The sequence below is a fragment of the Marinobacter sp. R17 genome, from assembly GCF_003789045.1.
GTDB classification, from domain to species: domain Bacteria; phylum Pseudomonadota; class Gammaproteobacteria; order Pseudomonadales; family Oleiphilaceae; genus Marinobacter_A; species Marinobacter_A mangrovi.
Map to the genome: position 1 here is coordinate 269,362 of NZ_RHGZ01000001.1, position 13,900 is coordinate 283,261.

A 13,900-nucleotide genomic window follows, 5' to 3' on the forward strand; every position below is an offset into this window, starting at 1 on the left:
ATAGTAACAGTGTGACCGGGGAATCGACATGCGCCAAAACGATGAAAAAAGTGACGATTTTGAGAGTACCGCGCCCGGCACGGCACCGGCGGCGCGGACCGTCAAGGCCGGTTGCGGCATTCGTTTCGATGAGGAGGAGTTGGCCGAGGGAATCGCTTTCGAAGGCGTTGAGCGCCTGCGTCCCTCGGCCGACGACTCAGGTGAAGACCGGCCAGTCGAGCCGGACGACCAAACCACCTGACAGGCCATTGCTGGCCGAAATCCGGCCATCGTGGGCCTGCATGATGTCGTGGCTGACCGCCAGCCCCAGACCCCAGCCCTGACCGCCGCGGGCCTGGTCGGAGCGGAAGAAGGGTTCGAAGAGATTGGGCAGGTCCTTTTCCGAAACGCCGGGGCCCTGGTCGGCGATCTCGCAGGTCAGCCAGCGATCCGTCAGCATCAGGTGAATGTTCACGGCGCGATCCGGTGGCGTGTGATCCAGCGCATTCTGCAGCACGTTATCCAGCGCCCGGTGAATCAGGGCCTCATCCCCTAACACGGTGGCATTGCGGGCCTCGTCGGCAATTTCCAGGTGACAGTCGACACGCTGCTGTTCGGCGTAATCCGTGGCGCCCTGCAACACCTCGTTGAGCACCCGGGTCATGTTGACCGGCTCCTGGGCCATGGACTGCCCCTGCTGCCCTACCCGGTGCAGCGTCAGGATCTGGGCGGTCATCGCTTCCAGGCGCTCATTCTGGCGCTGGATGGAATCGAGGATCTCCGGGTCGCCCACGCTGTTGTCCCGCGCCAGCTCGATGGCCACCCTCTGGCGCGCCAGAGGCGTGCGCAAGTCGTGGGAGATATCCCGCAGGAGCTGCTGCTGACGATCAAGCAGCGCGCAGAGCCGGTCCGTCATGGCGTTAAAGGCCCGGGCCAGCGCGCCGATCTCGTCCCGGCGATTCGCGATTTTATCCTTGACCCTCAGCGAGCCGTCACCGGCGGCAATCGACCGCGCCGTCGCCTCCACATCCCGCAGCGGTCGACTGATCCGACGGGCAATCCACCAGCAGGCCAGGGTAATCAGCAGGAACGTCAGAGCCAACTCGAACGAGCGGAACAGGCGTGGATCCAGCCAGCCATCGCCGCCGGCCTGGGGCCAGACGATCAGGCGATAGCCATCGGGCGCCTCAATCACGGCGGGCTGGAAAGGCTGACGGTCGAGGAAATCACCGTGTCGGTGCGGCGGTGGCATTTCCCGGTCTCGGCCCCGATCCGGCTCCCGGCGCAGGTTATCGCCTTCCACCAGCAATAACCTCAGATGATGACGTTCGCCCTGTTCGCGCAACAGTCGGAAGGCTTCGCGGGGATGGCCGGACTCCCGGATCATGACGGCTCGCTCGGCCAACTTCACCAGATCCGCACGCTGCTCCAACTGCTGGCGTTCCTGGCGAGCCAGCTCCTGAATCGCCACATTGCTCAACACCACCGCCATGGCCATGGCGAACCACACCAGGAAAAAAATCCGCCAGGACAGCGGCCAGTAGAAACGCCACTTCATTGCGGGCTCCGATAGCTGTAACCGAGCCCGCGAATGGTCTCGATGCGGGTTTCGCCCTCGGGATCGAGTTTGCGGCGCAGGTTACTGACGTGCATGTCGAGGGTGCGGTCGTGGGGCGTCAGGCGACGGCCCAGCGCCCACTGCATCAGATCGGTCTTGCGCACCACCGAGCCGGCGCGGCTGAGCAGGACCTGGAGGATCTCGTATTCGGTGGCGGTGAGTTCCACCGGCTTGTCGTTCTGGTACACCCGGCGCTGGTCCGGCTCAATGCGCAGATCGCCAATACGGCGCTTCTGGTCCAGTTGGCCCTCTTGATCCCAGGCCACGCGGCGCAGTGTCGCCTGGATACGGGCCACCAGCTCCCGGGGGTTGCAGGGTTTGGGGATGTAATCGTCGGCGCCGACCTCGAAACCCACGATGCGATCGGTTTCTTCGCCGCGGGCGGTGAGAAGGATCACCGGCAGTCGGGTGCGGGCCCGAAGTTTGCGCAGCACGTCGAGACCGTTGATGTCCGGCAGCATAATATCGAGAACCACCAGTTCGGCCATCTCCTCCTGGGCCAGTGCCAGGCCGTCGTTGCCGTTGGCCGCTTCGCGAACGGTAAAGCCCTGTCCACTCAGGTAGCGCGACAGCAGGGTGCGCAACTCTTCATCGTCTTCAACCAGCAGAATCCGGTTCTGCATCGCCCAACCATCTCCTCAGGAAGCGGAAATCCAGCGTGGCCGGCCGTCCCGGACCATACTCGCCACGCAGTCTAGCACGCAGGCAGAGCGCCCCGGCAGCTTTACCCAACCTTTACACGGGCCTGACAGAAACTGACACAGCGCGGCGTAGCATGGAATGGGTCACCGGGCAGCACCCGCTTGCCCACCCAGCAATCAAGGAGCACATCCATGAGAGCCATAAAACATCGTTTGCTCGTTCCGGCCGCCCTCGCCGCCGCCCTCGTCGCCAGTCCGCTGGTCTGGTCCGGTGAACACCGGGACTGCGGCCCCGGCGACATGCCTCCACAGCACCATGGCGACCGGGACCATCGCGGCGATCGCGGTGAGATGATGAAGCACCGCTTCGACGAGATGGCGGAGCGCCTGAAGCTCACCGAGGCACAGCGCGGCCAGGTCCTCGACATCTTCAAGAAGTCCAGGGAGGAGCGCAAGGCGCAGTTCGAAGCCATGCGTGACCAGGATCGCCCGATGCTGAACAGCGGCGATCCCACCAGCGATGAGTACAAGGATCGCGTGGAAGCCGCCGCCAAACAGGCCGCTGACGTGGCCCGTCAGCGTGTCGAAGCCCGCGCCGAGCAATATCAGGCCATTTACAAAGTCCTGAACGATGAACAACGCCAGGCCTGGGCCAACATGCAGGAAGAACGCGAGCTCTTCGGCGGCCCGGAGCATCACGGCCCGGGCCCGAAAGGCCCCCACGGTCCGGATGATCGCGACGGAGCGTGATCGGACGTCAGGAAATAGCGTATGGTTGGGGAGCGTTTCTCACTAAAATGAGCTCCCTGACCACGCATGACCGACTCTTCAACCTCTGTCAGTGACGTCCCTGCCTTTCGCCTGGAGTCAGCCGGTTCCATCGATGACATCCAGGCAGAAGACTGGGATCGACTGAGCGGCACAGGCAACCCCTTCCTGCGCCATGCGTTCTTTGCCGCCCTGGAACACAGCGGCTGCACGACGGCCGACACCGGTTGGGCACCGGCCCACCTGATGTTCTTCCAGGGCGACCGGCTGGCCGGCATCATTCCGGCCTTCCGCAAATCCCATTCCATGGGCGAGTACGTGTTTGACTGGGGCTGGGCCGATGCCTATGCCCGCTACGGCCTGGATTACTACCCGAAGCTTCTGATGGCGGTGCCGTTCACCCCATCCCAGGGGCGCCGCCTGTTGTTCGATGCCGAACTGCGCGAAAGTCTGACACCCGATGCTCTGCACAAACTGCTGGATCAGGCCGCTGCTGGACTGGGCTGCCATTCCTGGCACCTGCTGTTTCCCAATGCCAGTGACCAGGCCCTGCTGGGTGCGCCGGACCGCCTTCATCGCCAGGGCTGCCAGTTCCACTGGTTCAATCGCGACTACGCCGACTTCGACGATTTCCTCGGCCAGCTGACGTCCCGCAAGCGCAAGTCCATCCGCAAGGAACGCCGGCAGGTGTCGGAACAAGGCATTGAGTTCGCGCAGTTCCCCGGCAGCGACCTGCCCGATCATGTGCTGGATGCCTTCTTTGTGTTTTATCAGGCCACGTACCTCAAGCGTGGGCAGCGGCCCTACCTCAACCGCGATTTCTTCCGGATGCTGCGCGAGCAGCAGCCCGGGCAGATGCACGTGATCATGGCGTTGAAAGACGGCGAAATGATTGCCGGTGCCCTGTTCCTGATCGGAGAAGACACACTCTATGGTCGTTACTGGGGCTGCCTGGAGGAATACCAGCACCTGCACTTCGAGACCTGCTACTACCAGGGCATCGAACTGGCCATCGATCGCGGCCTGCGCTGTTTCGATGCCGGCGCCCAGGGCGAACACAAACTGGTTCGCGGCTTCGAACCGCAGCTGACCCATTCCTGGCACTGGGTCGCCCACCCCGGCTTTGCCGACGCGATTGCGGATTTTTGTGCCGAGGAAGCTGAGGACATCGAACGGTATCGGGATGCGGCGCTGGAAGCGCTGCCTTACCGGCAGGAAGGTTAGTCCGCCCCCCTGGAGCGCCCATCAGAAGCACCCTGAATTTTGTCACGATCAAAGTCTGTGCAAATCTCGCAGTTTACGTTAAGGTCAACTCTGCGCTCGACCTGACGGTTTTACCCAAACCCGATGAGTGGACGTAAAAGAGCTATCCTGATGGTCAGGGTGTGAGGGTGTTGTATGGCCCGGACGCGCTGATCGTTCAGTGAACGCTCGACTGACAACGATGCCCTCACAAGGGGCATTTTGTTCCTCAAGCCATTACCCCAGGAAGAGGACTATGACAACAACAAAATCCAAGGTTGTTTACTCTCCGGTGTTTACCGACGGTGCGGAATTCCGGATTCCCACCTTCAAGCTCCTGAAACAGGACGGCACGCTCTACAAGGGCGGCAAGAAGCCGGACCTCGACAAGGACAAAGCCCTTCGCATCTACAAGGCGATGGTGATGACCCGCGTACTGGACGAGCGCATGCTCGCCGCCCAGCGCCAGGGCCGCCTGAGCTTTTACATGCAGTGTACGGGTGAGGAAGCGGCCGTGATCGGCAGTGCTGCCGCCCTGGACGACGCCGACATGATCATGGCGCAGTACCGGGAACAGGGCGCCCTGGCCTATCGTGGCTTTACCATCGATGAGTTCATGAACCAGCTGTTCGGCAATGAACTGGACTACGGCAAGGGCCGTCAGATGCCGGTTCACTACGGGTCGAGCAAGCTCAACTACATGACCATCTCCTCCCCGCTGGCCACCCAGATTCCCCAGGCCACCGGCTATGCCTACGGGCAGAAGCTGGCCGGCGACGGCCATTGCACCATCACCTACTTCGGCGAAGGCGCCGCCTCCGAAGGCGACTTCCACGCCGCGCTGAACATGGCCGCCGTCCATCGGGTGCCGGTCATTTTCCTGTGCCGGAACAACGGCTACGCGATCTCCACACCGGCCACCGAGCAGTTCGCCGCTGACGGGGTGGCCCCGCGTGCCTACGGCTACAAAATGGACGTGATCCGGGTCGACGGTAACGACATCCTGGCCGTCCATGAGGCCACCAAGGCCGCCCGCAAGCTGGCCGTTGAGGAAAATCGGCCGGTGTTGGTCGAGACCATGACCTATCGCCTGGCCGCTCACTCCTCCTCGGACGACCCGTCCGGCTACCGCAGCAAGGATGAGGAAGCCGTCTGGCGCGAGAAAGATCCGATCCTGCGCATGCAACGCTGGCTGATGAAGCACAAGTGGTGGAGCGAGGACGAAGAAAAGCAGCTTCAGGAAAGCCTCCGCAAGGAAGTCCTGGAAACCATGAAGCGCGCCCAGAAGCGCCCGCCACCCCCGCTCGAATCCCTCGTCACCGACGTGTATGACGAGGTCCCTCCGTCCCTGAACCGTCAGTTCGAGAAGCTGAAGGCGCATATCCGCAAGTATCCGGACGCCTATCCGAAGAGCGCCGGCGCGGTATCAGAGACCAAAAAAGGAGGGGCATAACATGGCCAAGATGAACATGCTGCAGGCCATCAACGATGCCCTCGACATCGCGATGGCGGCCAATGACCGGGTGCTGTGTTTTGGTGAGGACGTCGGTGTTTTCGGCGGTGTCTTCCGGGCCACCAGCCACCTGCAACAGAAGTACGGCAAGGACCGCTGTTTCAACACGCCGCTGGTGGAACAGGGCATCATCGGGTTCGCCAACGGCCTGGCGGCCCAGGGCGCCACGCCGGTGGCCGAAATCCAGTTTGCGGACTACATCTTCCCGGCTTTCGACCAGATCGTGAACGAGTCGGCCAAGTACCGCTACCGCTCCGGCAACCTGTTCAACGTGGGCGGTTTGACGATTCGGGCGCCCTATGGCGGCGGCATCGCCGGCGGTCTGTATCACTCCCAGTCGCCGGAAGCCTACTTTGCCCACACCCCCGGCCTGAAGATTGTCGTGCCCCGTAACCCGCACCAGGCCAAGGGGCTGTTGCTGGCGTCGATCCACGATCCCAACCCGACCCTCTTTTTCGAGCCCAAACGCCTGTACCGGGCGTCGGTCGGCGAGGTTCCGGAAGGGGAATACGAGCTTCCGCTGAGCGAGGCCGAGATCGTCAAGGAAGGCACCGACATCACGGTCCTGGGCTGGGGCGCGCAAATGGAAGTGATCGAGCAGGCGGTCGAACAGGCCGAGAAAGAAGGCATCTCCTGCGAAGTCATCGACCTGCGCACCATTCTCCCCTGGGACGTGGAAACCGTCGCGCAATCGGTCCTGAAGACCGGTCGCCTGGTGGTCACTCATGAAGCGCCGCTGACCGGCGGCTTTGCCGGCGAAATCGCCGCAACCATCCAGGAACGCTGCTTCCTGTATCTGGAATCACCCATCGCACGGGTCACCGGGATGGACACCCCCTTCCCGCTGGTGCTGGAAAAAGAGCACCTGCCCAATCACCTGAAGGTCTACGAGGCCATCCGGGAAAGCGTTGAATTCTAGATCGTTGCCAGCACAGGAGAGCAACCATGAGTGATTTTATACTGCCCGATATCGGCGAAGGTATCGTGGAGTGCGAGCTGGTCAAATGGCTGGTCAGCGAAGGCGATATCATCGAAGAGGACCAGCCGGTCGCCGAGGTCATGACCGACAAGGCGCTGGTGGAAATCCCCGCCCCATACAAGGGGCGCGTGACGCGCCTGTATCATCAGGAAGGCGACATCGCCAAGGTCCACGCGCCACTGTTTGAGCTGGTGGAAGTGGACGGCGACAGCGCCGCTGAGCCGGAAAAGGCTTCGGCGAAAGAAACGACCGAACCAGCCGCCGACGCCGACCACCAGGGCGAAACAGCACCCTCCGCCGATGGCGACACCGAAGACTTTATCCTGCCGGACATCGGCGAAGGCATCGTCGAGTGCGAGGTGGTGGAATGGCGCGTCGCCGAGGGTGACGACATCGAAGAGGACCAACCGGTGGTGGACGTCACCACCGACAAGGCCATGGTGGAAATCACCGCTCCCAAGGCCGGCCGCGTCACCCAGCTGTATTACCAGGCGGGCGAGCTGGCCCGGGTCCACTCCCCGCTGTTCGCGTTCGTACCCCGCGACCGCGACGACGATGGCGAGACGCCTCAAGCCGAGTCGCGACCCCAGGCCACTGAACCAACACAAGAGAGCAAGACGCCCGCTCCCGCAAAATCCGGCGAACGCCAGCGCACCCCGGCCAGTCCGGCCGTCCGCCGCCTGGTCCGGGAACACGAGCTGACGCTGGCCGACATTCCGGGAACCGGCAAGGACGGCCGCGTGCTCAAGGCCGACGTGCTGAACCACCTGGAAAATCCCCAGCCTTCTGCTCGCGAGGCCGCCACTGCAGCAGCCACGGAAGACAAGTCCCAGGCCCGTCGCGCCGGCACCGCTTCAAAAGAGGTGCGCGTCGAACCGATCCGGGGCATGCAAGCGGTCATGGCCAAGCGCATGGTGGAATCGGCGTCGACCATTCCCCACTTCAACTTCAGCGAGGACATCGACGTCACCGATCTGCTAGCCCTGCGCCAACAGCTCAAGCCGGAGGCCGAGGCCCGCGGCAGCCGCCTGACGCTGATGCCATTCATCATGAAAGCCATGGCGCTGGCGCTGCAGGATTACCCGATCCTCAACAGCCGCATCAACGAGGAGGTCACCGAAATCCACTACCAGCCGCAGTGCAACATCGGCATGGCCGTGGACAGCAAAGTCGGCCTGATCGTCCCCAACGTCAAAGGCTGCGAGCAGCTGACCCTACTGGAGATTGCGGATGAAGTCGCGCGCCTGACCGAGGCCGCCCGATCCGGGCGCGTCAGCCAGGAGGACATGAAGGGAGGCACCATCACCATCTCCAACATCGGTGCGCTGGGCGGCACCTACGCCGCACCCATCATCAACGCGCCGGAAGTGGCCATTGTCGCCCTGGGCCGGACGCAGAAGCTGCCGCGATTCGACGCCCATGGCCAGGTGGTGGAACGGGCGATCATGACCACCAGTTGGGGCGGTGATCACCGCATCATCGACGGCGGCACCATGGCCCGCTTCAGCAACCTCTGGAAGAGCTACCTGGAGTCACCGCAAACCATGTTGCTTCATCTCGGCTGATGAGGCCTGATAACCGCTGATGGTGTGTTGCCCCGGCCACTGAGCCGGGGCGCTGGAGAAGCCCCGAATGTCGCAACAGGCCCAACTGCAACAGTTCTACATCCCGGAAGAGCAGTCGATCTACCTGCTCAGCCAGGACGATGCCAAAAAGCTGAAGGACTGGGTCGAGCTGTGTACCGACCAGCTCCGCCAGTTGGGCTATCGCGACATCGAAATGATCGGCAAGGGCGCCTACGGGTTTGTCTTCTCCGGACGACTCGCCCTGGAAGGCGCGCGTGACCTGGAGCACGTCTTCAAGTTCACGCGCGTCAACCTGCCCCGGCACCTGCAGGACCGGCTCGAGGATGAAGCCTATATCCTCGAACAGGTCGAGCACCCCCGCGTGCCGCGCCTGATTGCCTTCCAGCGGGCCCGTAACCAGCCCATCCTGGTGATGGAGCGGGCGCCCGGCATCAACCTGGAGGAGGTATCCCTGCGCGAGGGCCGTCTTCGCCCCCGCCTGGTGATGCGCATCGCCGACCAACTGGCCGATATCCTGCGCAACCTGCGCCTGGAGTCCGGCCCCGCCGGCCGCCCCATCGTCCATGGCGACATCAAGCCTTCCAATCTCGTCTTCGACGCCGAGACCGAGAACATCGCCCTGATCGACTGGGGGTCTGCCGTGTACGCACAGCTGGACGCCAACCAGCAGTTCGTCACCGCCAACGTGATGGAGCTGATGTCCGACAACCTGCAGCAGACCAACGCGCGCCTGGGAGACGTCTACTTCATCGGCGAGGAACAGCTCTACGGCGGGCTGTCGTCCCCACGCTTCGACGAACAGGGCGCCGCCGGGACGCTCTACGCCCTGGCCTCCGGGCAGTCCTGCCGCTTCGGCCACCGGGCGATCCCGGCTACGTCACTGGGGTTGCCGATGGAGTTTGCGCGCATGCTCGACGGCCTGCTCGACCCGGATCCGGACATACGCCGCAAAGCCGGCGACTACTACCTGCGGGAAATGCCGCGGATGGCGCGCACCGTCATGATCGACCTGCCAGATTCGCCGCCCAACCCGATGGTGCCCGTCTGGACCCGCCACTCAGACCGGGAAATCGACACGGTCGTCTACAGTTCGCGCAAGGCCTTCCTGCGTGAGGAAGGTGCGCCGGAAACCCTGAGCGACGTCAACGATGTGCAGCTGGACCGCTACTACAAGAACTTCATGCAGGGCATGGGGGAAACCGAAAAGGCGTTCCTCGCCGCGGTGAGCCGGCTGGGTCAGTACCCGGTGGAAGGCGGCCTGGCGATTCGCTGGGAAACCGAGGGTATCTACGTCGATACGTCCCTGAACCTGCACGATCCGTCGCTGCGGGACGCGTTCGTCACGGCGGTGAACAACATGGTCAGTCTGGCCCAGGCCATCTACCGGCAGGGGATCTTCAAGAGCTGCCTGTTCAACGCCCGGGACACCCTGCACGTCGACCGGGACAATCCCGAGCAGCCCTTCCGGATCGCACCGGAGATGCAGTTGCCCTACGAGGTCAGCGCCGCCCCGGAGATCGAGGACGACTCGAGAGTGCATTCCTACTTCGAGGACGGCCCGGACCCGGAGGAGTTCCTGGTCCTGCCGGACACCATCATCCAGGCCCTGGAAGCCCTGAACACGATCCACCACACCGGCATGATCATCTTCGAGGCCCTGCCTCGCCACCTGAAGATCCACAGCCACTACCGGCTGCTGGATCCCGACCGGGAGGCGGAATTCCGCCGGTATCTGGACGATATTCTGTCCGCCGTCGACCAGATCACCGGGCTGGGCGTGTCCGGCTTCATGAAGATGCCCTACAAGGACACGCGCTTCTTCCCCCACATCGAGCGCCTGCCGGACCGTTACTACCCTAAGAATCCAAGGGCTGAAAAAGCCTGATGTGACCGGCATTGCATCGCAAATTTCCCATTCCATGGAAAAAAGGGTTGCCCCCACCAAGAACATCAGGTTATGTTTCGACCATCAAAACTGTTGTGGTCAAAAGACTGATTCCATGAATTTCAACGCTGTCGTCGTCATCGTAAAGCTAGTCCTGGTGGTCGTGGTGCCAACCGGGGGCTTTTGCGTGGATGACAGGATGAGCTAAACCACAACCAGTCAGAACACCGAAAGCCCCCGGCACCAAAAGGTCCCGGGGGCTTTTTTTTGGCTTCGAAAAACTGAAAGAAGGAAGACGAACGTGAACGCCGCACAGCACATACTCGACGCGCTCCAGCGTCACCAGATCGACACCGTATTCGGCTATCCCGGCGGCTGCATCATGCCGCTGTACGACGCACTGGTCGCCGAGGATGTGGGTGTCGAGCATGTGCTCTGCCGGCATGAACAGGCCTGTGCCCTGGCCGCCGACGGCTACGCCCGGGCCAGCGGCCGCACCGGCGTGTGCATTGCCACCTCCGGCCCCGGCGCCACCAACCTGATCACCGGTGTGGCCAACGCCCATCGGGATTCGATCCCGATGCTGGTCATCACCGGCCAGGTGCCCTCCGGCCTGATCGGCACCGATGCGTTCCAGGAGACGGACGTGCTCGGCATGACGCTGGGCATCGTCAAGCACAGCTACCTGGTGACCGAGGCGTCCGACCTGCCGGCGATCATGGAAGAAGCCCTGCAACTGGCCGAGTCCGGTCGGCCGGGTCCGGTCTGGATCGATATTCCCAAGGACATCCTGCTGACCGATATCGGCGAGCCGACAGCCCCGGCGCCGACCAACGTCACCCCACTGCCGGACCCGACGGCGGAGATCGACGAAGCACTCGCCATGCTGCGCGAGGCTAACATGCCGCTGCTCTACAGCGGTGGCGGCGTCAGCCTGGCCCATGCCGAATCGGCCTTTCGACGGTTTGCGAAAGCGTCGCGCCTGCCCAACGTCGTCACACTCAAGGGTATCGGCAACCCGGGCTACGACAACGCGGACCAGATGGGCATGCTCGGCCTGCACGGTTCGAAGGCGGCCAACATGGCCGTCGACACCTGCGACCTGCTGATGGTCGTCGGGGCCCGGCTGGATGACCGGGCCACGGGTGCGGTATCGACCTTCGCGCCCAACGCCAAGGTCATCCACATCGATACGGACGCGGCCGAATTCGGCAAGCTCCGGGCCGCGGACCTGGCCATTCGCGGCAAGCTGGGCGCCATCCTGAACGGCATGGCCGACGCGTTGGTCCGCCAGCCTCTGACCATCGAGAACTGGCGCCAGCAGTGCGCCACCTGGCGCAAGACCCAGGGCTTCCAGGCGGCCATCAACGAAGACCCGCATGCGCCGATTTCCGGTCCCGAATTCATGCGCCAGTTGACCGATATTGCCCCGCGGGATGCGATCGTCGCCTGCGATGTGGGCCAGCACCAGATGTGGGTGGCGCAGTACTGTCGTTTCGATCACCCCCGCAACCACTTGAGCAGTGGCGGTCTCGGCACCATGGGTTTCGGGCTGCCGGCCGCCATCGGCGCCCAGTTTGCGTTCCCGGACCGGCCGGTCATCAACGTCACCGGCGACGGGTCCTTCATGATGAACGCCCAGGAACTGGCCACCATCCGCCGCCATCGCCTGCCCATCAAGCTGATCATCATGGACAACCAGTGCCTGGGCATGGTCCGCCAACAGCAGGAACTGTTCTACGAGAACCGGGAAAGCCAGATCAACCTGGACGACAACCCGGACTTCCTGGCCCTGGCCCGGGCCTTCGATATCCCGACCCTGGCCATCCAGCGCACCGATCAAGTTCGCCGGGGCATCCAGACCATCCTGGCCTACGACGGGCCGATGCTCCTGCATGTCAGCATCGATCGCTCGGAAAACGTCTGGCCCATCGTCAAACCCGGCGCCTCCAACCGGGACATGCTGGACGAGAGCCAGCGCCCAACCTCAACCACCGCGAAGAACAAGGAAAGTGCAGCATGACCGCTTCAACCAATCACACGACCCATACCCTCTCCTGCCGTATGCAGCCGGAACCGGCGGCGCTGGAGCGACTGTGCCAGGTGGCCCGCATTCGCGGCTTCCGGATCGAGGAAATGCAGGTACGCACCGACGCCGAAGGTCTGGCCATCGACATGGTGCTCAGCGGTCAGCGCTCCATCGACATGCTCCGGCGCCAGATCGAGAAGCTGCACACGGTGTGTTCCCTGCGAAGCCCGGAGCAGGCCCTGACGGGCATCCGCCAGAGCGCCTGACGCCCCATCAATTCCGGGTCACTGATCGGAGGCCGGCGGGTGCGGCCGCACCTGTTGCAGGGTATGGGCCTGAAGATCCCTGAGGCGGTCGCTGATGACCACCGGATAGGGCTCGGCGTCCTCCAGCGCATGCTGGGCCGGCGGCAGGGCCGCAACCGCATCGCGACAGTATTCGGCGGCCTCTGCCAGCGGCCGGATCGCGTCCACGATGGCGCGGCCGGCTCGCATGGTGGGAACGAGCAACGGTGTGCCGTCAGACGCTTCCTCACGGTGGGTAATGTGGTCTCCGAGATACCGGCCGTCAGCGTCCTGGCGACGATAGACCTGCTTGCGCCCGGGGTAGGATTGCTTGCCCGGCGAGTTCTTCATGCGCGGCTTGCCGGCGTATTCGGTCAGTTTGTAGGCCAGCTCCAGCGTCGGGGCGTCGTTGGACACGCCTACGGCGGTGCCAACCCCGAAGCCATCCAGGGGCACATCGTGGCGGCGATAGTCATCGATCTTGTACTCATCCAGCCCGCCGCTGGCCAGGATGCGGATCGGCGTCAGCCCGGCGTCGTCCAGCATCCGGCGACAGCGAATGGCCATCTCCGCCATGTCGCCGGAATCCAGCCGGATGGCGCCGATGTCCACATCCGGCTCGGCTTTCAGCCAGTCGATAATGTCGGCGACGGCCCTTTCTGTGTCGTAGGTGTCCACCAGCAGCGTGGTCCCCGGATACAAGCGGGCGTAGGTGCGAAAGGCCGCCATCTCGTCACCACAGGCCTGCACGAAACTGTGCGCCATGGTGCCGCGGATGGGCAGGTCGAAATCCAGGCCGGCCAGCACGTTGCTGGTGCCGGACAGGCCTCCCATCCGGAACGCGCGGATGCCCCGGTAAGCGGCATCTGTGCCGTGCATACGGCGGGTGCCGAAATCGATCACCGGCTTGCCATTGGCGGCGAGGGTCAGGCGAGCGGCCTTGGAGGCGAGCACCGTTTCCAGATGCACGTAGTTCATTATCAGGGTTTCCAGTAACTGGGCCTCGGCAATGGGCGCCTCGATTTCCAGCAGCGGCTCCTGTGGAAACACCGGCGTTCCCTCCGGCAAGGCATGGATCGAACCGGTGAAACGGAACCGGCGCAGCCAGTCCAGGAAGTCGTTGTCGAAACGATCCAGACGGCGCAGGCGGTCGATGTGTTCCTGTGAGAAACGCAGGGACTCGATGACGTGGGCGATGTGCTGCTGCCCACAGGCCAGCATGAAATTGCGATGCGGCGGCAGCTTACGGAAGAAGAGGCTGAAAACGGCGGTGTCGTTCATGGATTCCGCCCAGTAGGCCTGGGCCATGGTCAACTCGTACAGGTCAACCAGCAATGCCAGGTCTTTCTCTTCGACCATAAACGTGTTCCTCCGGG

At 63.3% G+C, this 13,900-nt stretch carries 12 protein-coding genes; 9 read left to right on the forward strand and 3 right to left on the reverse strand.

Translation table 11 applies throughout. The annotated features are described in order from the left end of the window. Positions 1–28 precede the first annotated feature (28 nt). The gene (locus EB809_RS01335; RefSeq protein ID WP_123632770.1) at positions 29–241 is read left to right on the forward strand and encodes a hypothetical protein; all 213 of its coding nucleotides are present in this window, start codon (positions 29–31) and stop codon (positions 239–241) included. On the opposite strand, the gene EB809_RS01340 is transcribed toward EB809_RS01335, so the two are convergent. Continuing rightward, positions 197–1,537 (reverse strand): sensor histidine kinase, encoded by a 1,341-nt coding sequence (locus tag EB809_RS01340; protein WP_123632771.1) that lies wholly within the window; start codon positions 1,535–1,537, stop codon positions 197–199. The genes EB809_RS01335 and EB809_RS01340 overlap by 45 nt on opposite strands. Continuing rightward, the gene (locus EB809_RS01345; protein WP_123632772.1) at positions 1,534–2,220 is read right to left on the reverse strand and encodes a response regulator transcription factor; all 687 of its coding nucleotides are present in this window, start codon (positions 2,218–2,220) and stop codon (positions 1,534–1,536) included. Before EB809_RS01345 ends, EB809_RS01340 begins: the two co-directional genes overlap by 4 nt. A 210-nt stretch (positions 2,221–2,430) precedes the next feature. Here EB809_RS01345 and EB809_RS01350 point away from each other — a divergent pair, with 210 nt between their 5' ends. The 8 genes from EB809_RS01350 to EB809_RS01385 all read left to right on the forward strand — a co-directional run bounded on the left by EB809_RS01350 (position 2,431) and on the right by EB809_RS01385 (position 12,506). Next, positions 2,431–2,988 carry a Spy/CpxP family protein refolding chaperone gene (locus EB809_RS01350; RefSeq protein WP_123632773.1) on the forward strand — a complete coding sequence of 186 codons (558 nt, stop codon included), beginning with the start codon at positions 2,431–2,433 and terminating at the stop codon, positions 2,986–2,988. Between the two features lie 66 nt (positions 2,989–3,054). Continuing rightward, positions 3,055–4,230 (forward strand): GNAT family N-acetyltransferase, encoded by a 1,176-nt coding sequence (locus tag EB809_RS01355; protein ID WP_123632774.1) that lies wholly within the window; start codon positions 3,055–3,057, stop codon positions 4,228–4,230. 274 nt (positions 4,231–4,504) lie between these two features. Beyond that, a complete protein-coding gene (locus EB809_RS01360; protein ID WP_123632775.1) occupies positions 4,505–5,701 on the forward strand; it encodes a thiamine pyrophosphate-dependent dehydrogenase E1 component subunit alpha in 1,197 nt (398 codons plus the stop codon). A 1-nt stretch (position 5,702) separates the two neighbouring features. Beyond that, positions 5,703–6,680, forward strand: coding sequence for an alpha-ketoacid dehydrogenase subunit beta (locus EB809_RS01365; protein ID WP_123632776.1), 978 nt, complete (start codon positions 5,703–5,705; stop codon positions 6,678–6,680). Positions 6,681–6,706: 26 nt separating this feature from the next. After that, a complete protein-coding gene (locus EB809_RS01370; RefSeq protein WP_123632778.1) occupies positions 6,707–8,305 on the forward strand; it encodes a dihydrolipoyllysine-residue acetyltransferase in 1,599 nt (532 codons plus the stop codon). A 67-nt stretch (positions 8,306–8,372) separates the two neighbouring features. Continuing rightward, positions 8,373–10,211, forward strand: a complete 1,839-nt coding sequence (locus EB809_RS01375) for a protein kinase domain-containing protein (protein WP_123632780.1) — start codon at positions 8,373–8,375, stop codon at positions 10,209–10,211. Positions 10,212–10,512: 301 nt separating this feature from the next. Next, positions 10,513–12,234, forward strand: coding sequence for an acetolactate synthase 2 catalytic subunit (gene ilvG / locus EB809_RS01380; protein WP_123632782.1), 1,722 nt, complete (start codon positions 10,513–10,515; stop codon positions 12,232–12,234). Then, positions 12,231–12,506: an ACT domain-containing protein gene (locus EB809_RS01385; protein ID WP_190294798.1), complete on the forward strand. Its 276-nt coding sequence runs from the start codon at positions 12,231–12,233 to the stop codon at positions 12,504–12,506. The genes ilvG and EB809_RS01385 overlap by 4 nt, the downstream gene beginning before the upstream one ends. Positions 12,507–12,524: 18 nt before the next feature. Here the strand turns inward: EB809_RS01385 and EB809_RS01390 are convergent, their stop codons facing one another. After that, positions 12,525–13,883, reverse strand: coding sequence for a nicotinate phosphoribosyltransferase (locus EB809_RS01390; RefSeq protein WP_123632784.1), 1,359 nt, complete (start codon positions 13,881–13,883; stop codon positions 12,525–12,527). Between the last annotated feature and the right edge of the window lie 17 nt (positions 13,884–13,900).